Source organism: Paenibacillus sp. FSL R7-0652 (assembly GCF_038595045.1).
Classification (GTDB): Bacteria; Bacillota; Bacilli; order Paenibacillales; family Paenibacillaceae; genus Paenibacillus.
The window spans coordinates 4860008-4886283 of sequence record NZ_CP152001.1 but is presented as its reverse complement, the minus strand read 5'-3'; the positions used below and the strand labels follow the sequence as shown (position 1 = coordinate 4886283).

Sequence of the window (26276 nt, the reverse complement as noted above, 5' to 3'; positions counted from 1 at the left end):
TACCCTCCTGAGATGTGTGTTATTCTCTCTTCTGTTGTGCGTACAACAATTGTAGCACGTGTGTTCTCTTTTTCCACCTATAGGATACTATAGGGGTCTTCTATAAATAAGACAAACGGCTGGCCATTGAAACAGCTTCTGTGCTGGACTGAACACCTAATTTGTTGAAAATGACTTTTTTATGATGATTGACGGTACATTCCTTGATCTTTAACTGCAGTGCGATCGCTTTCACCGTCCAGCCTCGGGATATCATCTCCAGAATGGTTAACTGCCGGTTTGTGAATTCGATCTGCTGCTGTTCCTCTGGTTTTGCCGCTTGCTGACTGTGGTAACTGTTCTGCATGTATGCGGGGATCAGCTTGGCAATAGCCTTTAATTCATGCTGCATATCACCATTAATCGTAGATACATCAAGATAACCGAAGTGCTGAGACCCCATATACAGAGGAACGGCATAACAGTGCCAGCTTTGGAAAAACGGGCTTTCATGCTGCTCCGGCAGCAGAAATACAGGCTCGTTGGCCTCCATCGTTCGGGAGATGGCATTGACGCCACAGCTCTTGGCGGCGAAGCTGAGTCCCGGCTGAATAGGGGATTGCTTCACCTCGGATTCCAGGTTAAGGCTGTAGTCCAGAGACAGCAGTACGCCATTAACGTCTGTCAGGAGGAATAGAAAGGTTCCTGTCAAATGCTCTTTAATATCCGAAATGCTGCGGCGGAATGCCTGAATCAGAAAATGATTGATTTTACACAGCCGATCGGTTCCGGTTTGCGTTAAATAATGAAAGTTCGCTGGCGCTGCCGAATGAACTCCAGCACGATAGTGATAAGGCCGTGAGGCCGATGTATGGGCAGACATGTCCTTCCTCCTTGCTTTCCTTCAGTGATCAACCGATCGTTTTGATCACATTGCCTTCTTGATCTGTAATTTGTGTGGGTACAACTTCAATAACAAGCTTGTCCAGAGAAGGAACTACAAAAGAACCGGCCTGCGGACGAAGCTGTCCTGTAATTTCGTCAACTGCCTGCTGATTCACGATCAGCTTGACCTCCTGCTCTGTTTCCGTCAGAGACGGCTGATTCCCGGGTTCAATGATGATACGGACATCCGGTCCAATCAGGGATAAACTTCTTTTCTTGGCGATTCGGCTGCGGAGAATGCTGCCCAGAAGTGCTGTCTGTTTCGCACCAAACTGCAGCTTAGCAGGGATGTTTTTCTGCAGCAGCTTTTTGCGCGGGGACTCCCAGCTCAGTTGTTGTATGAATAAAAAGGCAGTGCTTGAACCGTCGGTTTCAATGCCGCGCTCCGTGGCCTGAATAACCGAAGGGATATCAGCATAGGAATTTCTCATTAGATCGGTTACATACTTGGGCATATAGCTCTCACAGGCGGCTAGAAAACCGCGAGTATTCCAGCTCTGGATCATCTCCAGTTCCCGACAGGTTATGCCGATCATCTGAATAAACTGAACGGAGCCATTAGGGCTGTTTAGTTCATGCAGATCCGGGTCTTCTAGAAAAGCCAGCGCAGTGAGCAGCGTATCCGAGTCCAGGCAAATAGGACCGTTCGCATCCAGATAATCTCCGGGTTGAAACAGATTACCGCTGTTAAAGACATATCGGCCCATGTTTTGTAACAAATTCAGCGCCCATGCCGGCGGTTCCGATTCATCTTCACAGCGGGTCAGGCGAAAGGTAAGCTCGAAACCGTATCCGCTTCTGGATGGATCATCAGATTCTTTGTCATACAATTCCGAGAAACCGTACGTAACAAAGTGCCAGTGAGGCATAGGCGTATCGACAGCGTAAGCGCTGATGCCGTCCAGCGGGTCCGGGCCGCCGAGCATATACGGAATGGCTGTACCGTAATGTTTAGGTTCCTGTTCTCCATACAACTGCTGCATCGCATGATCTATGGCATCCCAGCCGGATGTATTCTCTTCTTGAGTCATTGCTTGATTCCTCCTTGGCTGTTCTTCCCCCTGCAAATCATTTAAAATTAAGTCTACTAGTTACAACAGACGCTGCAAGCGGCTTAAGGATGAATTCTATGAGCTAGGACCTAGGGGTTATACATCTAATGAATGAGGAGGAATATTACATGAGTATGCAAGATACATATTTATCTGAATTTAAGCAGGAGCATTGGGATTCCTTCGTTGAACTGTTTGATGAATGGTATGCTCAATTGCCGAATGACTGGAAAGAAGAAGCACAATTAAAAGGAATTCCAGACGATATAAGCCGGGTACTCTTGTGTGAAATGAAAGACTCTGCGTTAAAGTGGATAAACAAAAAGATTCCGGCTTTAGGTGACAAAAGTCCTGCAAGTTATCTGGAAACGGAGCAGGGAGCCAATGCACTTCGGGCAGCAATCATGCGAATGCCGCGTTAGAAATGAGGTTAGAAATAAGATGTTATCCATTAAAAATCAGCTGTTTTGGTCAGGTGAGGTCAAGTGGCTTGGATCGAATGGTTTTGGTGAATTTGATTTTACAAAATAAATGTGTTACGCTTACAACACAAGAGCAAAACAACAGAATATGTTATAACATCTTTTGATGGATTGTAACTGTGAAGACAGGCAAAACCTAAACTGATGGTGAAATGTAGGCTCCTTTTTTCGGTGCCATTTTACCCTGAGTTTAGGTTTTTCTTGTTTTCTGCTCTGTTTTGGAGCCGCTCTTGCGTATTTGAAAAACCAAAAACCATTTCGAAAAGAGGTTGTTATGATGACCACGGCAAAAAAAGGATTCCCTGAAAACTTCCTGTGGGGCGGCGCTACTGCTGCAAACCAACTGGAAGGCGCATTTGATAAGGACGGTAAAGGTCTTTCCACAGCGGATATGATCGCTCATGTGCCAAAAGAAAAGCGTACAGGCGGACATGCCATGGAAATTTCCTCTTCCCGAATCGAAGAGATTCTTTCTGGCCAAATTGAAGAACGCTTCCCGAAACGTTTTGGTATTGATTTCTACCATCGTTTTAGAGAAGATATTGCATTGTTCGCTGAAATGGGCTTCAAAGTATTCCGTTTGTCTATCCACTGGGCACGTATTTTCCCGAACGGTTACGATCAGGAGCCGAATGAAGCAGGTCTGAAATTCTACGATGAAGTATTTGATGAACTGCATAAATATGGCATCGAACCGCTCGTTACGCTGTCTCACTATGAGACTCCGCTTGGTTTGACGCAAAAATATAATGGCTGGGCCAGCCGTGAAGTGATTGGACACTACGTGCGTTATGCAGAGACAGTATTCAACCGTTATAAAAACAAAGTAAAATACTGGCTGACGTTCAACGAGATTAACGTGATGGTGTTCAGCCCGTACACTGGTGGCGGTATTCTGATTGATAAAGTGGACAATAAGCTGCAAACAACGTATCAAGCACTGCACCATCAATTTGTAGCAAGTGCTATGGTGACGAAGCTTGCACATGAGATTATTCCTGGCTCCCAAGTGGGCTGTATGCTTGCACGTATGGAAACATATCCGGCCACTTGTAATCCGGTTGATGTCCGTCTGGCTCAGCATGAGAACCAGCTTAACCTCTTCTTTACAGACATGCATGCTCGCGGTAAATACCCGAACTACATGGCGCGTTATTTCGAAGAGAATAATATCGTGATTCAAAAAGAAGCAGGCGATGACGAAATGCTGCTGAACAACACGGTAGATTTCATCTCGTTCAGTTACTACATGTCCGTAACCAAATCGGCTTCCGCCGATGCGGCTGAGACATCGGGCAACCTCACAGGCGGCGTGAAAAACCCTTATCTCGAAGCATCCGACTGGGGCTGGGAGATCGACCCGATCGGTCTGCGCGTAACGTTGAATAACTTCTGGGATCGTTACCAGAAGCCGCTCTTTATCGTAGAGAATGGTCTGGGTGCGTATGACAAAGTCGAAGAGGATGGTTCGATCCATGACTCTTATCGTGTGGATTATCTTAAAAAGCACATCGAGCAGATGAAGGAAGCGATCAAGGATGGTGTCGAACTGATCGGATTTACCGCATGGGGCCCGATTGACCTTGTAAGCATGTCCACGTCCGAGATGTCCAAACGTTACGGCTTCATCTATGTGGATCTTGATGATGAAGGTAACGGTACGCTGGCACGCTCCAAAAAAGATTCATTTGAATGGTACAAAAATGTGATTGCCAGCAATGGTGAGCATTTGTAATTCGATTGTCTTGAACGAACTGAAAAACGTTTAGGATTGTTACCGGATATAAGCGGGCAAAACCTGACTTGAAAAGAGTGATATGAGCTATGTGCATCATACCTTGCTTTTAGTCGGCGTTTGCCCGCTTTTATTTAGGAATCAGCACACATGAAATGACCTGGGAGGGGTTCTGTTTGAAAAGATGGAGTAAAGGCATAAAAAATGTATCCTGTATGTTAGCACTAACGCTTAGTTTGAGTGTAATATGGCCTGGAACAACAGGTGCTGAGCGTGCACAAGTGAAACACATTCAGGCAAACACGTTTGTTGGGGATCCGGGAGAGATGGTTGAATCGTTCGACATCACCGTTGCAGACGTAGAAAAGTACAAGAATCTCAAGGCTTCCGATTTCGATGTTACAGGCAACTACGACGGTTATCCCTTGAATGCTGCTGAAGAGATTGTACAAAACAATTATGAAGACGACGGCATCACATTGACCATGAAGGACGATACCATTCACATGGCTGTGAAGCCTTTCAAATATCCGGGAGGAATGAAATCTGAGTTTGCTGTAACGAGCAAAACGTACCCGGAGCTTTCTTTTGATAAAAAAAGCGTAGACCAAGTGAAAACACGTACTGTGGACGAGTTTGAAAAAGCACAATTCACTGCGAGCAATGGCGTGAAACTGTCCTATAATCTGAAGCACAGTCCTTCCAACGAAGCTAAGCCGCTTGTGGTATGGCTTCACGGTGGCGGTGAGGTTGGAACAGACGGACGTAATCACCTGACCGCGAATCGCGGAGCGGTAGTCTGGACCGAATCGGGGTATGATACATCTGTACTTGCGGTACAGTACCCTGAGAATTACAGCTTCAAAATCTATAATAACGCAGAACAGCTGCCTATCATGCAGGATTATTTCACGGCCCAGTATGAGTTGATTCAGAAGCTCGTCGCAGATGGGAATGTAGACCCTGACCGGATCTATCTGGCGGGTGTATCCAGCGGCGGTGGCGGTGCTTTCCGCTTTATGATTCAGTATCCAGATTTGTTTGCTGGAGCGATCATCGCTGCAGCCAAAGATACCGTTGCGGATTATACAGGTTCCGTTGATGCGTTTAAGAAGGAACTCAAAGGTATTGTAGACGTACCGATCTGGATTATGCATGCCAAAAGCGACCCAACGACAGATAGTCGTACAAGCTCGCTCGCTTATCAGGCATTGACAGAAATGGGAGCGAAAAAGGTTCATTTGGATCTGTACGATGATGCATATATGGATAGTCAACGATTGTACGGAGGCTTGAAACATTGGTCATGGGTACCTGCTTTTAACAATAAAGAGGTAATCGACAGCCTGTTCAAACTCCACAAAGGAACAGTGGAAGAGCAGGGTACAGATGAGGGTGCGTCAGAGCATATTGTAAAGCCGTCTGAACCCGTAACTCGGGCACAAATGGCAGTCGTTCTCGCTGATGCTCTGCAGCTCCCCGAGGTGACGGGAGATTACCCTTATGCAGATCAGGCTCCGGATTGGGCCGCTCAAGCCATTGCGAAAGTGACTAAAGCGGGACTGATGAACGGAATCGGAGCCCAAATGTTTGCGCCGGAGAAGGAAGTAACCCGAGCACAAATGGCAGTTATCACTGATCATATTTTAGCAAGTAAAAAATGGAAGCCTTCGGCGAATTCCACCTTGCCCGCGTTCAAAGATACCACCAGCAAACACTGGGCGTACACAGCAGTTCAGAACAGTGTTCTTGCAGGTGTGATGACAGGGATGAGCAAAGATCAATTTGGTGTGACACAGCCTGTAACAGGTGAGCAGCTTGAACGAATGATAGCGCAGCTGCAGGAACTTGGAGCCAAATAGACCAATCAATCATGAGAGGATGGATGAATGTGACAACACCATTTCCGAAAGACTTCCTCTGGGGCGGCGCAGTAGCGGCTAACCAGCTTGAAGGAGCATATAATACCGATGGCAAAGGTCTGTCTGTACAGGATGTGATGCCGGGTGGCATTAAAACACCTAGAACGGAAGGACCTACAGAAGATAACCTGAAACTGATCGGCATTGATTTTTATAACCGTTATAAAGAGGATGTTAAGCTGTTTGCCGAGATGGGATTCAAAGTGTTCCGTACATCCATCGCCTGGTCACGCATTTTCCCAAAAGGTGATGAGCTTGAGCCGAACGAGAAAGGGCTCCAGTTTTATGATGATCTATTCGACGAGTGCCATAGATACGGGATTGAACCGCTAGTAACGATCTCTCACTACGAGACGCCGCTGCATCTGTCCAAGACCTACGATGGCTGGGTGAACCGCAAAATGATTGAATTCTACGAGCGTTATGTTACAGTCCTGTTTAACCGTTTCAAAGGTAAAGTGAAGTACTGGCTGACGTTTAATGAAATTAACTCCATTCTGGAGGAGCCGTTCATGAGCGGAGGTATTTATACGCCAAAAGAAGAATTGTCCAAGCAGGATCTGTATCAAGCGATTCACCATGAACTTGTCGCAAGTGCTCTTGCGGTCAAATTGGGTCATGAGATCATGCCCGAAGCCAAAATTGGCTGCATGGTGCTGAGCATGCCAACTTATCCGCTTACGCCGAATCCGGATGATGTCGTTGCAGCGATGCATGCAGAGCAGCGCAATGATATTTTTGCCGATATTCACGCTCGCGGTTATTATCCGAAATACATCAATCGTTACTTCAAAGCGAATAACATCAACATCAAGTTTGAGGATGGAGACGCGGAGATTCTTAAACATACTGTAGACTTCATCTCATTCAGCTACTATGTAAGTATCTGTGAGACTGGTGACCCTGAGAAGCGCAAAGAAGGTAAAGGAAACCTGTTTGCAGGTGTACCTAACCCATACTTGAAAGCAAGTGAATGGGGCTGGCAGATTGATCCGCAGGGCCTGCGTGTAACCCTTAATAAATACTGGGACCGATATCAGAAACCGTTGTTTATTGTCGAAAATGGCTTAGGGGCTGTCGATGAATTGATCACTGATGAAAACGGCAATAAAACTGTCAACGATGACTACCGTATTCAATATCTTAACGACCATCTGGTTCAAGTTGGTGAAGCTCTTGAAGACGGCGTAGATGTAATGGGTTATACATCCTGGGGCTGTATTGACCTTGTGAGTGCTTCTACGGCCGAGATGAAGAAACGTTACGGGTTCATCTATGTAGATCGCAATAATGACGGTTCGGGCACACTGGAACGTTACAAGAAAAAGTCGTTTCACTGGTACAAAGAAGTGATTAGTACAAATGGTGCAGCACTTACAAATATTAACGCAAAATCCTGATTCTAAAGTCCTTATTATATGAATGCCTATATGTCGTATTGACGTACATTAAACGCTTTCAGAAAAACATTGTCACATGAAACGCTTTCAGAAAAACATTGTCACATGCAATTTAATATGGTAAGATAGGCCCAAGGCTAATGAATACTGGATTGTTACTGTTCAATCAGGCAAAACCAGAGGCAGGCATACTTCGTGACCTGTTTTGGTTTTGCCTTTTACTACTTTGACGGTGCAAGGTGATGTGAAGAAATGAAAATTGAGAAGGTACTGAACAACAACGTAGTTACTGTAATTGACCCGGGAGGTAACGAACTGGTCGTTATGGGGCGTGGAATTGCCTTCAAAAAGCATACAGGTGAATCAGTCGACGAGAGTCTCGTCGAAAAAATATTTTCGCTCGAAAGCAAGGAAGTATCCCAGAAATTGAAGACGCTTCTGTCGGATATTCCGGTTGAATATGTGGAGTGTTCGGATGAAATTATCCGTTACGCCGAGACGGTACTTGGTGAGAGGCTTCATGAAAGCATCTACATTTCACTAACCGATCATATTCATTTTGCCATTGACCGGCATCGTCAAGGATTACAGATTCGTAATGCGCTGTTTTGGGAGATCAAACGCATGTACCGCAAGGAATATGCGATCGGACTCAAGGCACTGCAGATTATCGAAGAGACACTGGGTGTTCTGCTTCCCGAGGACGAATGCGCATTCATCGCTATGCATCTGGTTAATGCCCAGATGAACGGTGAGATGAGAGAAACGATCAGTATTACAAATATCGTAAAAGATATTCTGAACATCGTTCGGCGCAGCTTTGTGATTGAACTCGACGAAGATTCACTGAGCTATTACAGGTTCCTCACCCATCTGAAATTCTTTGCGCAGCGTGTACTGCAGGGCAAGGCCATTGAGGACAAAGAAGAGGATAACCCGCTTCATGATCTGGTGAGCAAACAATATCCTGAAGCACATGCATGTGCAGTCAAGATTAACGATTATACACGTAAAATATATAATCGGGTCTTGTCCAAGGAAGAAGTTCTGTATCTCACCATCCATATTGAACGTGTTGTTCGAAATGAACAGCCAATTGAATAGTTTTGGGATTGTTACTGCAAAAAAGGCAAAACCTAAACGTTGATTGATGATAAGCTCTTATGCTTGGTCATTATTCAGTGTTTAGGTTTTTTTTTAACCTTGAATACACACAAAAGGAGCAAAACATAATGGATAAACAACAATTGTCCAAAGATATTCTGAAATTAGTCGGCGGCGAAGAGAATATTGATCAAGTCACCCACTGCATGACAAGACTCAGATTTAACTTGAATGACAACAAAAAAGCGGATAAAGAAACATTAAAGAACACACCTGGGGTTATGGGTGTTATGGAGAATGGTGGACAGTTCCAGGTCATCATCGGTAACGATGTACCGAAGGTCTACAATGCACTGGTGGGTAACATGTCGAAAGGTGCTAATGCCGGATCTTCTGCAGTTTCTACAGGTGAAAAGAAGAAGAGAAATCCGATAAGTGCCCTGTTCGACTTCATTTCAGGTGTATTTACTCCAATCCTCCCGGCTATTACCGGCGCAGGTATGATCAAAGGGATCATAGCCATCCTTGTTGCGTTCAACTGGCTGTCCGATAAGAGTTCGACTTATATTATTTTATCTGCGATTGGTGATGGTGCTTTCTACTTCCTGCCAATCATCCTTGCCATCAGTGCTGCTAAGAAATTGGGAAGCAATATGTATATTGGAGCAGCGCTTGCGGCCGGGATTATGCACCCAACCATTACAGCTTTGCTGACAGAAGGAGACTCATCGTTCGCGGGGATTAAAGTCGTCGCAGCAACCTATTCTTCAACGGTTATCCCGATTGTTATTGCGATCTGGATTGCTTCTTACGTGGAAAAAGCGGTTGACCGCATTACCCATTCATCAGTAAAACTCATCGTCGTACCAACGGTTACCTTGCTGATCATGGTTCCACTTACATTGATTGCGATTGGACCACTGGGTTCCATTATCGGTAATGGTATGTCTGGCGGTATTGCTTGGTTGTTCGATAATGCGTCCATCCTTGCAAGTATTCTGATTGGTGGAACGATGTCACTGTTAATCATCACAGGTATGCACTATGCCCTGCTGCCGATCATTGTAGGTTCCATGACTACATTAGGTTATGACTTTATTATTCCTTTGATGCTTGCAGCGAACTGGGCTCAAGCGGGTGGAGCGATTGGTGTAGGACTTCGTTCCAAAAATGGACAAACGAAATCTATGGCTTATTCTACAGGTCTGACAGCATTTATGGGGATTACTGAACCAGCGATGTATGGTGTTAATATGAGATACAAAAAACCGTTTGTTGCTGCACTCATCGGTGGGGCAATTGGCGGTGGCTTTATGGGTATTGTGAAGGTTAAAGCATATGTATTGACAGGTCTTGTAGGTTTACCGGGACTTGCAGCATTTATCAGTCCGTCAATCAGTACATTAATATATGGTATTCTTGGTGGTCTCATTGCAATTGCCTCTGCAGCGATAATTACGTACATCTTGGGATTCCAGGAAAATAATACTCCACAAGCTGCAGCTGTAACCGAGCCGGTTAAAGAATCAGCTCCAGTTGTAACGGAAGAAACAAAAGCGCAGGATGAGCAGGTATTCAGCCCGATCACGGGTGAAGTCAGACCGCTGAGCGAAGTTCCGGACCCTGCATTCTCTGAAGAAATTATGGGTAAAGGGTACGCAATTCAACCGTCTGAAGGTCGTGTCGTTTCTCCGATCAACGGTACTGTGTTCTCCCTCTCGAAGAGCGGACATGCCATCGGATTGGTCAGTGACACTGGAGCCGAGATGCTGATTCATATCGGTATTGATACCGTGAAGCTGAAAGGCCAGTTCTTCTCGCCTAAAGTTCAAGCAGGTGCGAAAGTTTCTGTAGGTGATGTCTTGATGGAGTTTGACCGGGAAGAAATTGAAAAAGCGGGCTATACGACGATTACGCCAGTCATTATTACAAACATGCATCAGTATGCATCCATTGAGTCTGCTGGTCGTACAACCGTGAAGGAACAGGAACTGCTGTTCACAGCAAAAGCCTGATTCCATATCATCCGTATAACAAAAGCAGCTGTTTTCCTGAAATGTATCCAGGGAAACAGCTGCTTCTTTTTTTGCTGCATGAGGAAAGCCCTAAGTCATATGTATATTGGACAGAAGAAGGCTCTAACTCAGCTTTTATATATATGATCCGTCAGAAGAATGTTCGTTTATTTGACAACAATTTTGCCTTGTCCTGCGAGCATACGCATCTCCCGGGAAAGGCGGTCCTGATCTTCTTTTTCAACATCAAGCTGCACGCCGTAGTACCATGACATATTTTTCTCCAGCCCCCAGCGGAGTGTGCCCTCGATATATAATAAATCTTCAAACAGCTTCAGGTTGATCACAATACGTATATCGTTATTTTCGACAGGAAGGGAGAGCGGAAAAGCCAGCTGACAGCCGGAACGGCTGATATCAAGCAGCTCGGCCTGAATAGGCTTGGGAGGACCGTCCATGCCATTAATGCTTAGAATGTAAATTTCAAAATTCATAGGCTCCTTCAGCGTATAACGAAAAGGTTCTTTCCTGTTATTAATTGGCATAGATTCCTCCATCAAATTCAAAAAATTCCGTTATCGTTATATCGTCAATTTTGAACCAGAAATGAAGAGTGCTGATGCGATGGTTCGAGAGTTCCATTTTATGTGCGGTACAGGCTTGTTATAATGGAAGGAAGAGAGGGTGATGAGTATGCAGGGAACATTTCAGATGGATACAGATACAGCCACAATGTGCTGCTATGATTTGGCGTCATTAGAGCATCGTCTTGAGGATACATCGGACTGGTGGTCCATCCCGGAGGATGAATTAGGGGAGAGCAACGCGGGCCATTGTTTGTTTTTCAACCTCGGTGAGGACGGTACATACGAAGTGCAGTGGAGTGTGCATGAAGCTGGTTGGCAAGCTGAGGCTGAAATAGCAGAGGGAAACACGTATTATCTGCAAGTTCCTTCTGGCAGGGTTTATATAGGTGCTGCAGATGATGTCAGCGGCGGAGAATTGGAGCCGGATGAGCTGTCTCAGGGGATCTTTATACAACTGGTACCCGGAAATTATGCCTGCACCGTACGCAGAAAAGCAAACCGGATATCCGTTATCATTCAACCTGGTAATCAAGGGAAGAACGCGCTGCACGATCTGATTCGAATATAGACTGCATTACATACTTACTTGATGTTAGGAGAGATGCATATGCAGCATTGGACAGGCACACCAATCATAGATGCCCCTGTTTTGCATCGGCTAATGCGGACACTTGCGGCACTTGATATTATTTTGTCTGAAGAGGAATGGCTCCGCGTACATCGTTATCACAACAACACTCTCCAGTCGGATGCAGCATGGGGAAGTGTGCATAACGGAGCAGGAGATCACCTGCATGTACTGTTTACCAATAAGGGCACATTACTCAAAGGATTTGATCATGAATCTCCGCTCAGTCCACATAACGGTGAAGACGATGAAATCTATCCGGGAATGTACGACGAGGTACCCGAGTGCTTCATGCGTATTCTAGACCAGCATGAAGATGCGCTGGATCGGGATGATGTGACTTTCTGTATATGGCAGGAGAAAGACCAGCTGAATTGGATGACAGGCCGCTGGCTTGAGCTTGCTGCAGCTGAGGAGGATGAATCGGATGCCGAGGGTGGAGCAGCATTTCTGCTCGGTTATATTGAGGAGACCCCTGAAGCGTACATAGATTGGGCTGAAGGATACTACGATATACAGGCGATGTCTTTAGCCGCTGTGACGGAAATATATAACGAAGCACCGATTAGTGCAGAACTGATTCGAAGATTGAATCCGAAGCGTGATGTGTCAGCAGCCCTGGACGAACTGGAGCGGTACGGATACGCTGTGCTGCGAGGCGAAGGAAGTAAATGACTTTGAGTGAGGAGGCGCATTATGGGGTGGGAATACGTAATCGGAACACAAGAGCCCGCGGTGCTGCCCGATATGATTCAGCGACTGGCGGCCTCGCTTACATACGGAAGTATGTACAGCCTGAAGCAGTACAGCGAAGGTTTTATCCTTGAGCGTGACGATGCATCTTGGCCGCGAGCGCTGGAAGTATGGCTGGAGGAAGCGAGTGGTCTGGAAGAAATAGCGGATGGTGAACGATATATCTATTGTCTTTTTCATATCGCGGGAGAAGAAGGACGAGTCTGGAGACAGCAGCTTGAGGGCGTAACCAGTCAGTTTCCTGAAATATTTGAATGGTTTGAATTGTAATGGTGAAAGTGACGAACACGAGGATGGGAGGGGAAGCTGTGGCGAGAACATCCAAAAGCAAAATCCCGGTACTTGCGTACCGATATGAAGGGCCGGAGAGGAACATCGGGTTTACCTTGTCACCTTTGTACATTAACGAAGATGCACATGAGGCACGGCAGGAGGATATGCTGTTTATTTATGATGAGGATTTCAAGTATGTTCGACCCGCGATCAATCACGTTTTTCCGTTAACGGACCCGCGAAGTGGAGAAGAACTGGAGGCATTTGATCCATGCTGGGACAATCCGATTGTGAAAGAGGTATGGCTTAGGATCTTGACCGAGATAGAGCAGGGGCAGCCTGCTGAGCCGGAGCTGCAGTTGTTTTTGCAATCGTTAACGGCCTGGATTCGGAAGGTACTGGAGTCGGCTGACGGTATTGAAGTTACGGGCAATCTTTGAATAGCGTGTGATAAGTGAAGGATAGAAGCTCCGAGAAGTTGAGGCGGAGCTTTTTTTAATGCAAAAAAGAAAAACGATCTGACGCTTTCACCCGTCTTATACCAAAGAGAGAGAAGGAGGGGAAAACGAGTGGATACCGAGACAGGCATGAAGCCATTGATTGGCGTACAGATTGAAGATGAATCTGCATTTGTGCAGTCCGTGATGGAGCATCAGGATACGTTATCTGCTATTGCATACAGTTATCTTCGTAACCAGCAGGATGCGCAGGAAGCAATCCAGGAGATGACCTGCAGAGCCTGGAGTAAACGCCGTACGCTCAAACATGGGAAGGCCTTCAAATCATGGATCATTCGTATTTTGATCTATATCTGTATCGATGAACAGCGCCGCCGGAAGCGTGCTGTACCTCAGGCGGAGGAGAGCATGGAGAATCACGTTCCGGCTTCGTGGATGATCAGTGTGGAGGAAAACCGAATTGCGATGCAGTCTCTTTTGCAGAAAATAAAACCGAAGTACCGGCATGTCCTGCTGCTGAAATACTACAACGATATGACCGTGACTGATATTGCCTTGATTCTTGAAAAACCGGAAGGCACGATCAAGACATGGCAGCATAAGGGGCTCGAACAGCTGCGCAAACTGATGAAGAACAGGAGGGATTGGCATGACCATTAGCCCGGAGGAAAAAGCACTGCTGGCAGATGCCTACGAGGTTAAGAAGGAACAAAGACAATTGAACCCCGCAGATACGACGGCAGCCATTCAACGTGGATTGGCAAAAGCCAGAACGAACAGACCGCGAATAAACAAACGGATGAAATGGATTACAGTCCTATTTGCCATATCACTGGCCATGGTGGGGCTGCTGTTAGGGCCCTTCAAAGACTACGGACAGCAGCAGCAGACGACTTCTCCCGAGCCTTCCGTTCATTGGGGCAAGCTGGAACCTTTTCGCGAATTATTAAGCAAAGATCAAGAACGTATCACTCTTGCATCCGCACTTAAACATGATTATGTACAGCTTATAGATCAGACGGTAAAAAGGGGGAAATACGAGCTTACCGTAGATGCAGTAATGGCCGATGAGAATCGAATCACGATGCTGTACTCGGCCCAAATGGACACTTCTGGTGGAATCTATTCCATTGTGAACACCAAATTAACGGATGCCTCCACAGGATATGTAATAGATAACGGCAGCATCGGCAGTTTACATTACTCGGATGAACATCATATCCTGCGCGGCCGAACCACGTTTGAGCGCAGCCGCAGTCGGTCGCTTCCAGAAAAATTAAATTTTCAATTTCAGCTTTCCTCAGTTGTTCAAGAGAATCCTAAGCGTGTAAATGGAGAAGGACAAGAGAAGCAGGGACCTCAGACGCAGCAGACACAGGAACGAAAGTACGAATTCTCCAAAAAAATGAATATATCGGTTGTGTTGGACCCGAAATTTTCAATTCCTAAAACAGAGATCATTCCTGTGAACCGAACATTCAAATTTGGGGACTATGAAGTATTGGTTGCGGAGGTGGAATTGTCACCGCTGGTTGCAAGAGTGAAATTTGATTATGATCCTACGCAAAAGCTTGACTATGAGACGGAGTCGTTCATTAGCGATATAATTCAGCCCTCGGAGATCATAACGATCTCCAAAAATGGAGAACGGACAAACCTACCCCAAATTGGAGGTAGCGGAACTGGAAATGGGATGACGTATTCGTTCAGCAGCAATATGCTGGATAAACCCGAATCAATTCTATTGAAGGTGCGGGGGAAACCTGGCAAGGCCTATGCTGATTTGAAGGAAGCTGCGGAAGATCAATTCGAAATCAAAGTTAAATAAATGCAGAACATAGACGGGATGAGTTAACGGTCGAGTATAACCGGGGCTCATCTTTCTGTTTTTTCACTATATCTGACCAGCTGTTGCAAAAAAGATAAAATTATTGTCCTTTTGCAGGGAATGTATTGTCACAATGCAGGTTACAAGCTATAATCGAGTTATTTGAAGGAACAAATTACAAAGGATGGTGATATTTTGAAGAAATTTTCATTGCTTTTACTTGCAGTCACACTGATGCTGTTAACGGTTTCGACGGCCCCTGCTTCCTATACCTATGGTGCGGCCGGTTTCCCCAACACGGGTACGAATGGACTAACCGGTTTTGCAGGCAATGCCAAGAATGAGAACGGTGTATCCAAGGCAGCGACGACAGGAGGCAGGAACGGGCAAGTTGTGTATGTCAGCAATCTGAATGATCTGAGAACACATATGGCCGGCTCCACAGCCAAGATTGTCGTTGTTGAACAGAATATTTCTTCCTCCAGCTTGCAAAAAGTTGAATTTGGTTCCAACAAAACGTTAGTAGGTTCTTTTGACAGGCATACCTTAACGAACATTCATTTCAGATCTACTTCAGGATCAAGCAACGTGATCTTTCAAAATCTGACGTTTAACCATTCAGCGAACATCAATGCCAACGATGATATCCAGATGTACATTACTTCCGGCTCGAATTACTGGATTGACCATGTCACATTCTCCGGCCATAACTACAGCTCGGGCGGCAGCGATCTGGACAAACTCTTGTATATTGGTGATCGTGCAGATTATATCACCATCAGCAACTCCAAATTTGCTAATCATAAATATGGCATTATTCTGGGACATCCCAATGATGGTAACAGCAGCTACAACGGTGTGCCGCATGTAACGATGTCCAACAACTATTTCGAGAACCTGTATGTACGCGGGCCTGGGCTTATGCGCTACGGGTACTTCCACATCAAAAACAACTATGCTAACAATTTTAATCAAGCAATTACCATTGGAGAGAAAGCCCGGATTTATTCCGAAAACAACTACTTTGGAGCAGGCGCAGAAAAAGGCGGTATTCTGGACGATAAAGGCAGGGGCGAATTCACAGATACAGGCAGTACACCTGCGCTGAGCAGCAAAGTTTCTCCAAAAACGAACTGGAGACCAAGCTCCAATTACAGCTATCAGGTCGAAAGTGCCAGCTACGCGCGTGAATTTGTTACAAAATATGCTGGATCATCCAATACAACATTGGTATTTGGCAAATAACAGAGGACCGGATTCCTGCTGAATATGAAAGAAAAACAGAGCCTGCTTTGTGTGTAACTGCACATGAGCAGGCTTTTTATTTTGGCATGATATGATATGCAAGCATATTATTTTGCGGATTTTATTTCATTTGCATGAACTGCCGCCGATATATAGTTTAAAGCAGTCGGTGTGTATATTTTTGAAGCTGCATATCTGCCTGCATCCGATTAAACTTACATATTAAACCTACATCAAAGGCGGGGTACACATGAATCGTATGGACGAAATTATCTGGAAAAGAAATAAAATCATCACCATGATGTTATGGATTGTAGTGGCATTTGGAATGAGTATTGCTTTTTCCGCTCCAAAGTTGTTTATTTCCAATAGTATTGTAGTGCTGTATGGCATTTGGCTGATTTATGCTAACACCAAAAAGAAACATATCCATCTGATTCCGTGGATAAACGCCGCTCTTATCATTGCATGCGGTATTTTTGCTAGCTGGGGAACGGTCGATTCAATCATAGCAATCGTTATATCGGCTCTACTGCTCGTGTATCCGGATAAGCGCCTATTTATCAGTGGATTCTCGGTTTTGCTTGCAAACAGCATCCTGCAGCTGCTGATTGTCCCTGTTTCTACTCGTGAGCAGTTTATAGACGATTTAACGAATGTGGTGCTTTTTGCAGTGGCGGGCGTTATTTTGGGCGTTGTGTCTGCGTTAAACCAAAAGCTGTTTCAAGAGAGTGAAAACAGATGGAATGAGGTAGAGAATTCCCGGAAGCGTGTAGAAGAGATGCTTGAACGTGTGAAAAAATCCGTGACAGGGCTTTCCCATTATACGGAACAGCTCAAGCAAAAGGTGGATATGACTGGCTCCATTACGAATGAAGTGACGGTTGGATTCAGCGAAGTTGCCAAAGGAGTAGAGTTTCAAGCATCAAGTATTGCCGAAATTTCCGAGTCTCTTTCTCTGTCTGACCGTCAGATCCAGGATGTGGCCTCCCATTCTTTGCAGATGAAAGAGCTGTCCGCAAGCATGGCTTCAAGCACACAGATGGGAAGTGAACAGATAGATCATTTGAATGTGCAGATGAGGGAATTGTATACCGCTATTCATACGACTGCTGAAGATATGCAGAAGTTCAATGAACAGAGCGAGTCCATGACGATGATGCTGAACAGCATCTCCGATATTGCAACCCAAACGAACCTGCTTGCGCTGAATGCGGCAATTGAAGCAGCGCGTGCAGGAGAGCATGGACGGGGATTTGCAGTTGTGTCAGAGGAAGTACGCAAGCTGGCTGAGAGCTCGGGTCAATCTGCCCACGAGATTACAACGATTCTGACAGGGGTGAGAACACAAACACAGGCGCTGACAAGCAGGTTTGAAGGTATTCGCCAGTCCTTGCAGCAGGGAAGAGAAAGTGTGCAGACAGCCGGTGAAGTATTCCAGTCTATTCATTCCAGTTCACAGGATGTGCTCACGCAGGCTGCAGATATTGAAACAAGTTCGGCAGTCATGAAGGCGTCCTCGACCCGGGTGGTGAATGAAATCTCCGAAATCTCCAGTGTGACACAGCAGTCCAGTGCGGCAGCTGAAGAAATACTGGCGAGCATGGAAGAACAGCGTAATCTGACACAACGTATGGTGGAAAGCTTTGGTGGGCTCGAGAGGCTGATTGTCGATTTAAGCTTATTAGTGTCGGATCATCAGACAACGAGTGAAGCTTCAGACAAGAAAGCTGAGGAAGCGAATCTTAAAGTAAACGCTGCGGCAGTCCAATCCGGCCTGGAAGCGAAGAGCGCTTAGGTCCTGTGGAGAAGCAGCAAGTACAATGAACAAGCAGGTTCAGGTTAAATATGACAAGCTGAAAAGAGCCCGCCAGTGCGTAAATATAACGTGCTGTGCGGGCTTTTAATTATCCACGCAATATAGGGACTAAAAACGAGCCGTTAAAGCGTACATGCCATAAAAGCATATATTTTTTTATACATATTAATTTTATACATAAATTACCGATATACATAAAGTGGTACGAAATGCATGTTTATGAAGTTACTATGTACTATGCTTAGGGTGCCATTATTACCGAATGGTGTATAAGCAGGACTATGGGCCGATATTAAATCTGCAGCGACCACATGTTTTTAAGGGTGTGTCTGAAACGCTGAAGGGAAGAGGTTTTGCCGAATTTTCGTTCCCAACCAGGAAGTTTACCGCAGGCTTGCGGGGGCACGTCAAGAGAAACTGACGCAGCAGGGGGTAAAAAGGGGGGAAAGATGTACTTCAGCGGGTTTCGAGACACGCCCTAGTTTGAAACCTACATAAAGGACGGGGTACGCATGAATCATATTGATGAGATTACTTGGCAAAGAAACAAACTAGTAAGTTACATGATGTGGGCCATTACCGCGATCAGTGCGGGAATAACCATTATTGTCCCCGATCTGTGGCTGTCCACACTAATCTCCATTGTGGTCACTGCAGCTGTGACTGTGTGCAATTTTATGAAAAAAGGTATTCATGTTATCCCATGGTTTGTAACCGCAGCGGTTATTGCGAGCGGAATCTATGTAAGTCGTGACGCAATGAATGCGGTCCAAGGCATTCTAATTGTTTCACCGCTGCTGCTGTATCCGAACAGCAAGCATTATAACATCGCCTTTTCGGCGATGGTGGTTTTTTTCGCGGTCCAACTCGTTCGTGTATCCTCGGCCAGCATTGAACTGCTCTTTGCTGACCTGATCAATTTCAGCATGTATATCGTCACCGGAATTATTATGATTACCGTATCCCGGGTCAACAAAAGATTGTTCTCGGATAGTGAAACACGGCGTGAGCAGGTAGAAGAGTCCAGCATACGCATAGCCATGATGATGGAGCGGGTAAAAGACGCTGTTAACGGACTGTCTCGCTATACCGACCAATTGAAACAAAAAGTGAATGAAACAGGTGCCATCACCAATGAAGTGACAGCAGGATTCAGCGAAGTGGCGAAAGGCGTCGAGTTCCAGGCCACCAGTGTTGCTGAGATTTCCGAATCGTTATCTTTGTCTGATCGTCACATCAAGGATGTGGCCTCTTATTCTCAGCAGATGAAAGAACTGTCCACAAACATGGCTGCAAGCACACAGACCGGCAGCGAACAGATGTCCCAATTAAACATGCAGATGCGTGAGCTGTATGAAACGATTAATACGACAGCGAGCGATATGCAGAAATTCAATGATCAGAGTGAAGCCATGACATTGATGCTGAACAGCATCTCGGATATCGCAACTCAAACGAATCTGCTTGCGCTGAATGCAGCCATCGAAGCAGCGCGTGCAGGCGAGCATGGACGCGGGTTCGCTGTCGTATCGGAGGAAGTTCGCAAGCTGGCTGAAAGTTCCGGTCAATCGGCACATGAGATTACAACGATCCTTACCGGGCTGAGTACGCAAACGCAGGTATTAACCAGCAGGTTCGAAGGAGTTCGTCTGCTGCTGCAGCGTGGAAGAGAAAGTGTTCAGACGGCGGAGGACGTATTCCAATCCATTAATCACAATTCGCATGATGTGCTGAGTCAGGCCACGGATATTGAAACGAGCTCTGCCACGATGAAGGAATCTTCAACACGAGTGGTCAACGAGGTATCCGAGATCTCCAGCGTGACGCAGCAATCCAGTGCAGCAGCCGAAGAGATTTTGGCAAGCATGGAAGAACAGCGTAATCTGACGCAAAATATGGTACAAAGTTTCACTGAGCTGGAGAAGCTTATCGTTAATCTGAATGATCTCGTGTCAGATCACCAGGCATCCGCACCGGATACTCAATTCCAGCGAGAATCTGCCCCTGCATCAGGGGCTGTCCAGACTAAGGCAATACCGGAGTAGTCTGGTGCCCGTCTTCGGGGGACGTGCTTAACCTATTAACCCGCCCAGCAATCCTGTCAGGTCCGTCAGTACGTGGATACGTACTGTACGGGCTTTTTTTGGGCGGCCAAAGGTCCCTTGTAGCTGTCCGTCTTTTTCGATAGAGTAAGATATAAAAGAACGAGTGAGAGAGTCAGCCGCAGAGCGGAATAGACAAGGAGGAACGACATTGAATTGGACAGAGATCAGTAAATCCAAAGATGCAGCACATATTTGTGAAGCGATTGCTTCATGCGTAGTGGATTTGAATGAACGAGATGAACGCGGACGTACACCACTAATGATATTTTTGACGAACCGTACCCCAATTGAAGGAATTCGCTGTTTACTGCAAGCCGGGCCGGATCTGGAAGCGGAAGATAAACGGGGAGATACCGCTTTGAAAAAAGCCGTAAGGTTCAAGCAGCCTGAAGCGATCAGTCTGCTGCTGGAACATGGCGCAAAGCTGGATTCACCTAAGGGGATTCAGGCCACGGCATGGAATCTGGCAAGAGAGCACAATCCGAACATAGCCGACATGCTGCTGGATACACCGGGAGCGGTTCGTTTGAAATTGACAGCGGAGGAACAGCAGATTGTAGATGATATTATCTACGAGGAATCTTCTGACACAGCGTGTGAGAGAATTCGCGCGCTGGATTCTGAAGTGTTGGTGCACGCCGTGGTGAACGAATTCAATTGGGATGACAGTCCGGAACCTATGATTGCAGCAGCTGAGCATCCCAAATGTGCCGAGATTACACGGCTTGATATGATGGAGCTGATGGATGCAGATTATTGGCTGGAAATGGATCTGGAAGAAGTAAATCAAAAAGCAGACGGTCCAGTATATCGGCACCTCGCGGAGTACTTGACACGAAGGAAGGGCTGATTTTGGATGCTGCCTGAACGGTTTCATGAGCAGGCCAGAAAGGTAGAGCTGCTGCAGCAGGAGCTGCGTGCGGCCAACATCGAACATTTTTACATAACAGAGCCTATGCAGCCTCAGAGCCAGCAGCTGGTTTTGGCAGGCAGTTTTGATTTTTCGTATTATCATAATGTGGAGATTACCTTTACGGAAGTGGAGTTTATCCTGTGTCCAGGAAGCGTATTTACTGTGGAGCTGTTCCGACTTGCGAACGAAGAAGAAATCATTCAGTTACATTCAATCATGCATGGCTGTGAACGCAATGGGATCGTTTTTTGTCTGGAAAATGAGTTTGAACAACAGCGGTTTTATATCGTGGCCGAGCAGATGACCTATCATTTTGGCATGGTCTATTACTATGAACGTCCGAATCTGCAGCCAGGGGAGCGAATCGCCGAATTTGTAATCAGACGCAGGGGCGGTCAGGAGTAGAAACGCATTATACATCATGGGGGAATCAGAGATTGGACAATAATAAAGAGGAAGACCGATTTTCCAGCAGCAGGTACGGAGCGGAACATGAGAGTGGGACCAAAGCCAGGCGTGTTCAATTCTATGATTGTAATTCAGTTCAAGAGATGGTCTGGCCAGATACAGAGGATGCGAGGTATGCACGGGCTTATCTGGAACCGATGATGATCCAAGGGACCACTGAATTTATGACCAACGTAAATACGACACTGCTTCTTGCGCGGATCGATGAACTGGTTCTGCCCGTGACGGTGAACGAGGAAGAGTATGATAATGCTTATGTCTGTTCGCCGTACACCCATTATGTGCGGTATGCCAAGCAGGAGCTGATCCTGCTGCAGAAGCCGATGTTGGAAAAGGGGCTCTCCGTACTGCTCAGTTTCATTGGCTGGGGGATGAAGAAGTCCCGGATCAATAAGGTTGTCCATGTGAACAACTGGCTGTTATCGACCAATCTGTATCCTGCTATGACTGGCGAGCAGGCTGTACAGCTGCTGGAAGCGGTCAAGGAGCGCTATCCTGGGCATACGGTGATTTTCCGTTCTTTGAGTGCCGCGCTGCATTCGGAACTTCTCAAGAAATTACAGGAAGAAGGATGCCGCTCTATACCGAGCCGGCAGATTTATTTATATCAGGCGAATGATCCGAACTTTGGCAGTGCCAAGTCGCGCTGGCTGCTTAAACGGGATCGGGCACTGCTGGACAAGCACGGTTATGAGCTGGTGTCTGGTGCAGCGCTCACCGAAGCAGATATCCCGCGAATTGTAGAATTATACCGCATGCTCTATCTGGAAAAGTATTCTTATGACAATCCGCAGTTTAACGAGCATTTCATTGCCGCAGCCAGAGCGAATGGTGCGTTAAACCTGTACGGATTGCGCAGGCAGGGGCAGGAGCGTTTGGATGCAGTGATGGGTTATTTCTGCCGAAACGGCATGATGACTACACCTCTATTCGGCTACGATACAGACATTCCTCAGTCTGTCGGATTGTACCGCATGCTGTCAGCCTGTCTTATTGCCCAAGCCCGTGATCACGGAATGCTGCTTCATGAGAGTGCCGGTGCAGCTCAGTTCAAAAGGAATCGCGGCGCAGTCGCGGATTTCGAATATGCTGCGGTGTATGATCGGCATCTCCCGATGCGCAGACGTTGGTGCTGGGCACTGCTGGATCGTTTGTTAAACCGCATTGGCGTACCGCTGATGCAGCGCATGAAGCTGTAACAGACGGTGCAAGCCGTACGAATTGGTGATGCAGCTTGCGGCTTGCGCACTGCAGCGTTACAACTTTGTACGAATACGATCCGTTGAGCAGCATCATATACACACGTCTTATTCCAGATGCTCGGCAAGCTGCACCTCAAACCCGTCCGGGTCTGCGATATAAATGAAACGCAGGCGTTCATTGGGCTGAATGGGCCCACGCAGGACAGGGACCTGCATGGCTGCCAAACGTTCCATTGCCGATTCGAGTGTCGTTACTTCATAACCGATGGATATCCCCGCTTCCGGTTTCAGTACCTGCTCGCTGCCTTCAATTAGCTCCAGCGAAGTCTCGCTGGTCAGTCCCAAGCCAAGCATGGCGATCTGGCGCCCGCGGCTCTCGAATCTGCGCTGCACCGTAAGTCCGAGCACATGGTGGTAAAAGTGAATGGATGCTTCCAGATTACTTACCCGCAGGGTAATCCAATTGAGTTTGATTAACATGATGGCTATTCCCCTTTTTTAGCTGCTGTGTGTCGATAGATGTTAATTATACGCGAAGAAAGAGATTTGGTCTGAAATTATTGAAAAAATTTACAAAAATATATATGTAAGCGTTATCTAAGTGTGTATAATACAATTAAATTGAGAGGAGGCATGAAATGAAAAAGGTTAAAAAATGGAGTTCAACCCTGCTGGCCGCAGCGCTGGTAATGACGACGGTTCCTTTTCAGCAGACGGCTTTTGCGCAGGAGCAGCAGACTGAGCAGGCAAGCAGCACGGAATCTTCGGTGTCATCGGCGGTGTCCAAACAGAACGTCAATGTGCTGCATGCCGATTTTGAAGATGGGACACTTCAAGGCTGGATTCCTCGCATTGGCAGCGAGAAGCTGACGGTATCACAGCAGGAAGCGCACCAAGGTACATACAGCATGCTGGTCTCTAATAGGGAGCGTTCTTATTACGGGCCTAGTTTGCCGCTGAAAGGCCTGTTAAAACCGAATAAGACGTATAATATATCGGTTTATGTCAAGCTTACGGAGAAGCCTGCTTCAGATCAGACCATTCAGCTTACGGCTTATAAGAAGAACGGGGCGGAGAGCTGGAACATGCTGGACAAGGTCACGATCCCCAAAGATGACTGGCAGCAGTGGCATAAGATTACTGCGACATTCCAATACAGCGATAATCCTGCGGAATTGAATTTGTTTATTGAGACGCCTTATGTCTCTGAGGATGCGGTAGATACGCTGTCATTTTATGTGGATGACGTAACGATTGAGGAGGCAGGGGAGCTGGCTATCGAGACGGATATTCCTTCTTTGCAGGATCTGTACCAGAGCGAGTTTCCGATTGGAGCTGCTGTCTACCGCTGGCAGTTGGAAGGAGCTTATGGGCAGTTATTATCCAAACATTTTAACAGCTTGACGGCAACGTATGAGATGAAACCGAAATTCGTTTCGCCATCCAACGGTGTGTATGATTTCCAAGCATCGGATGAGTATGTTGAATTTGCAGCGAAGCATGATATGGGCTTGCGAGGACATGCCCTGCTCTGGCATATCGATGCAGCGGAATGGATGTTCAAGGACGATCAGGGCAATCCTGCAAGCAGGGAGCTGCTGCTCAGCCGAATTCAGAACTACGTCGATACCGTGATGAAAAGATATAAAGGCAAAATTTATGCCTGGGACGTCGTAAATGAAGCGATTGCGGACAGTAACGGTGATGCAAATGGACTGCGCAAAAGCCCGTTCTACGAGTTGATCGGACCGGATTATATAGAGAAAACCTATGAGTTCGCACGGGCTGCCGACCCGGATGCGAAATTATACTATAACGAGTACTACACCGAAATTCCTGAAAAAAGAGAGCATATGTACCAGCTGGTCAAACGGTTAAAAGAAAAAGGGTTGATTGATGGTGTCGGTCTGCAATCCCACTATAACCTTGAATCTCCGCCCATTGAAGAGATTGAAAAAACAATCAATCTGTTTGCGGGACTTGGACTGGATATCCAGATTACCGAGCTGGATGTAGACAGCGGTATCCCTTTTGGTGAGGAACTGCCTCAGGACGTCGCGGTGAAGCAGGCCTATCGGTATAAAGAATTGTTTGATCTGTACAAGAAACATAGTGACGTGATCTCATCCGTGACCTTATGGGGTCTGCAGGATGAGAAATCGTATAACAATCAAGCCTTTTTATTCGATCAAGCCCTGCAGTCCAAACCGGCCTATTGGGGTTTAGCTGACGAATCAAGCCTGCCAGTTCTGACAAAACGCGCGGTTACACTGTCCGGCACACCACAAACGAAGGCAGCCAAACAAGATCCTCTATGGAACAAAGCCGTGTCGACAGCATTAAAAGGAAATACGGGTGCAGCATCGTTCCGCACCTTGTGGGATAACAAAAATCTGTATGTGCTGATTGATGTTAAGGATACTGTCAAAAATGCAGGCGATAAAGTGGAATTGTTCGTTGATCTGAACAATGGTAAAACACCTGTTTATGAGGCGGATGACCGGCATATTACGATAAGCCGTGCAGGCAAAGTGACAGGGCCTAAACCGCAAGCCTATCGTGTTCGTGAGGGAGCTCACGGCTATCAGGTTGAAGTCTCCATACCGCTGTCTGATGCGCCAGGCATTTCCGCACGTGAGATCGGGCTGGATGTTCGGGTGACAGACGGTGGAAACGGCGGGGGAGAAGAACAGTCTGTTCTATATTGGAATGACAGAACATTATCCCAGGAACAGGATACAAGTAAATATGGTGTAATTCAGTTTGCAAGTATGCCTAAATCAGCCAAAGCGCTGCAGGGGATGGCGACCATTGATGGGGAGAAGGACGCAAAGTGGAATAAAGTCGCTCCATTCCAAGTTACACCTCTGAGTGCGAACGGGGGTGCATCGGCGGAAGCCCGTGCGATGTGGTCTGGTCAGGATCTGTATCTGCTTGTTGATGTCACCGACCCGCAGATTATAACGGACGCCGCCGACCCTTGGGATCAGGATTCAATAGAGATTTTCCTGGATGAAAATCATCAGCGCACTCCGTTCTATCAATATGATGATGCCCAGTTCAGAATTAGTGCAGATAACGTGGCTACTTTTGCAGGCAGTGCTTCCCCGGGCCGCCTTGAAAGTGCAGTCAAGAAAACAGCGAAAGGATATCAGATCGAGGCCAAAATCAGACTGCAGTCCCTCACACCGAAAACAGGTGATGTCATCGGATTCGAACTTCAGATTAACGATAATCAGGGCAATAACAACAAAAGCACGGCGAAGTGGAATGACCTAACCAATGATAGCTGGAAGAACACTTCCCAATACGGCATTCTGACGTTCTCTAATAAGTAGAGGTATAGGATGGTACAGTCTCAAA

Annotated in this window: 23 protein-coding genes; 19 read left to right on the top strand and 4 right to left on the bottom strand. The window is 46.5% G+C overall.

Going from position 1 to position 26276, the window contains the following annotated elements; genetic code table 11:
• Positions 1–100: 100 nt before the first annotated feature.
• The gene (locus tag MKY97_RS21385) at positions 101–862 is read right to left on the bottom strand and encodes a LuxR C-terminal-related transcriptional regulator (RefSeq protein WP_342552283.1); all 762 of its coding nucleotides are present in this window, start codon (positions 860–862) and stop codon (positions 101–103) included.
• Between the two features lie 28 nt (positions 863–890).
• Entirely contained in the window at positions 891–1955 is a 1065-nt protein-coding gene (locus tag MKY97_RS21380) for a suppressor of fused domain protein (RefSeq protein ID WP_342552282.1), read from the bottom strand.
• 149 nt (positions 1956–2104) lie between these two features.
• On the opposite strand from MKY97_RS21380, the gene MKY97_RS21375 reads away from it, so the two are divergent.
• The 6 genes from MKY97_RS21375 (at position 2105) to MKY97_RS21350 (ending at position 10634) form a co-directional block, all read left to right on the top strand.
• Positions 2105–2398 carry an MbcA/ParS/Xre antitoxin family protein gene (locus tag MKY97_RS21375; protein WP_342552281.1) on the top strand — a complete coding sequence of 98 codons (294 nt, stop codon included), beginning with the start codon at positions 2105–2107 and terminating at the stop codon, positions 2396–2398.
• Positions 2399–2735: 337 nt separating this feature from the next.
• Positions 2736–4193, top strand: a complete 1458-nt coding sequence (locus tag MKY97_RS21370) for a glycoside hydrolase family 1 protein (protein WP_342556415.1) — start codon at positions 2736–2738, stop codon at positions 4191–4193.
• 176 nt (positions 4194–4369) lie between these two features.
• A complete protein-coding gene (locus MKY97_RS21365) occupies positions 4370–6055 on the top strand; it encodes an S-layer homology domain-containing protein (protein WP_342552280.1) in 1686 nt (561 codons plus the stop codon).
• 23 nt (positions 6056–6078) lie between these two features.
• Positions 6079–7515, top strand: coding sequence for a glycoside hydrolase family 1 protein (locus MKY97_RS21360; RefSeq protein ID WP_342552279.1), 1437 nt, complete (start codon positions 6079–6081; stop codon positions 7513–7515).
• A gap of 252 nt (positions 7516–7767) precedes the next feature.
• On the top strand, positions 7768–8619 hold the full coding sequence (locus MKY97_RS21355) for a PRD domain-containing protein (RefSeq protein WP_342552278.1): 852 nt from the start codon (positions 7768–7770) through the stop codon (positions 8617–8619).
• A 128-nt stretch (positions 8620–8747) separates the two neighbouring features.
• Positions 8748–10634 carry a beta-glucoside-specific PTS transporter subunit IIABC gene (locus MKY97_RS21350; RefSeq protein WP_342552277.1) on the top strand — a complete coding sequence of 629 codons (1887 nt, stop codon included), beginning with the start codon at positions 8748–8750 and terminating at the stop codon, positions 10632–10634.
• Between the two features lie 167 nt (positions 10635–10801).
• Here MKY97_RS21350 and MKY97_RS21345 read toward each other — a convergent pair whose 3' ends face one another.
• Complete coding sequence (locus tag MKY97_RS21345) at positions 10802–11179, bottom strand: PilZ domain-containing protein (RefSeq protein ID WP_342552276.1); 378 nt, start codon at positions 11177–11179, stop codon at positions 10802–10804.
• Between the two features lie 142 nt (positions 11180–11321).
• Here MKY97_RS21345 and MKY97_RS21340 point away from each other — a divergent pair, with 142 nt between their 5' ends.
• The 12 genes from MKY97_RS21340 (at position 11322) to MKY97_RS21285 (ending at position 22910) form a co-directional block, all read left to right on the top strand.
• Positions 11322–11789: a DUF6386 family protein gene (locus tag MKY97_RS21340; protein ID WP_342552275.1), complete on the top strand. Its 468-nt coding sequence runs from the start codon at positions 11322–11324 to the stop codon at positions 11787–11789.
• A 39-nt stretch (positions 11790–11828) separates the two neighbouring features.
• The gene (locus tag MKY97_RS21335; protein WP_342552274.1) at positions 11829–12524 is read left to right on the top strand and encodes a hypothetical protein; all 696 of its coding nucleotides are present in this window, start codon (positions 11829–11831) and stop codon (positions 12522–12524) included.
• A 21-nt stretch (positions 12525–12545) separates the two neighbouring features.
• On the top strand, positions 12546–12872 hold the full coding sequence (locus MKY97_RS21330; RefSeq protein ID WP_342552273.1) for a hypothetical protein: 327 nt from the start codon (positions 12546–12548) through the stop codon (positions 12870–12872).
• A 38-nt stretch (positions 12873–12910) separates the two neighbouring features.
• Positions 12911–13315, top strand: a complete 405-nt coding sequence (locus MKY97_RS21325; protein WP_342552272.1) for a hypothetical protein — start codon at positions 12911–12913, stop codon at positions 13313–13315.
• Between the two features lie 129 nt (positions 13316–13444).
• Positions 13445–13993 (top strand): sigma-70 family RNA polymerase sigma factor, encoded by a 549-nt coding sequence (locus tag MKY97_RS21320; protein WP_342552271.1) that lies wholly within the window; start codon positions 13445–13447, stop codon positions 13991–13993.
• Positions 13983–15161 carry a DUF4179 domain-containing protein gene (locus MKY97_RS21315; protein ID WP_342552270.1) on the top strand — a complete coding sequence of 393 codons (1179 nt, stop codon included), beginning with the start codon at positions 13983–13985 and terminating at the stop codon, positions 15159–15161. Before MKY97_RS21320 ends, MKY97_RS21315 begins: the two co-directional genes overlap by 11 nt.
• 234 nt (positions 15162–15395) lie before the next feature.
• Positions 15396–16406 carry a pectate lyase gene (locus tag MKY97_RS21310; RefSeq protein ID WP_342556414.1) on the top strand — a complete coding sequence of 337 codons (1011 nt, stop codon included), beginning with the start codon at positions 15396–15398 and terminating at the stop codon, positions 16404–16406.
• Between the two features lie 250 nt (positions 16407–16656).
• Positions 16657–18204: a methyl-accepting chemotaxis protein gene (locus MKY97_RS21305; RefSeq protein WP_342552269.1), complete on the top strand. Its 1548-nt coding sequence runs from the start codon at positions 16657–16659 to the stop codon at positions 18202–18204.
• 533 nt (positions 18205–18737) lie between these two features.
• Complete coding sequence (locus tag MKY97_RS21300; protein WP_342552268.1) at positions 18738–20270, top strand: methyl-accepting chemotaxis protein; 1533 nt, start codon at positions 18738–18740, stop codon at positions 20268–20270.
• A gap of 208 nt (positions 20271–20478) precedes the next feature.
• The gene (locus MKY97_RS21295; RefSeq protein WP_342552267.1) at positions 20479–21180 is read left to right on the top strand and encodes a DUF4274 domain-containing protein; all 702 of its coding nucleotides are present in this window, start codon (positions 20479–20481) and stop codon (positions 21178–21180) included.
• A 6-nt stretch (positions 21181–21186) separates the two neighbouring features.
• On the top strand, positions 21187–21648 hold the full coding sequence (locus tag MKY97_RS21290; protein WP_342552266.1) for a hypothetical protein: 462 nt from the start codon (positions 21187–21189) through the stop codon (positions 21646–21648).
• A gap of 32 nt (positions 21649–21680) precedes the next feature.
• Positions 21681–22910: a GNAT family N-acetyltransferase gene (locus MKY97_RS21285; RefSeq protein WP_342552265.1), complete on the top strand. Its 1230-nt coding sequence runs from the start codon at positions 21681–21683 to the stop codon at positions 22908–22910.
• Between the two features lie 108 nt (positions 22911–23018).
• Here MKY97_RS21285 and MKY97_RS21280 read toward each other — a convergent pair whose 3' ends face one another.
• A complete protein-coding gene (locus tag MKY97_RS21280; protein WP_342552264.1) occupies positions 23019–23393 on the bottom strand; it encodes a VOC family protein in 375 nt (124 codons plus the stop codon).
• Positions 23394–23551: 158 nt separating this feature from the next.
• Here MKY97_RS21280 and MKY97_RS21275 point away from each other — a divergent pair, with 158 nt between their 5' ends.
• Positions 23552–26251 (top strand): endo-1,4-beta-xylanase, encoded by a 2700-nt coding sequence (locus MKY97_RS21275; RefSeq protein WP_342552263.1) that lies wholly within the window; start codon positions 23552–23554, stop codon positions 26249–26251.
• Positions 26252–26276 lie beyond the last annotated feature (25 nt).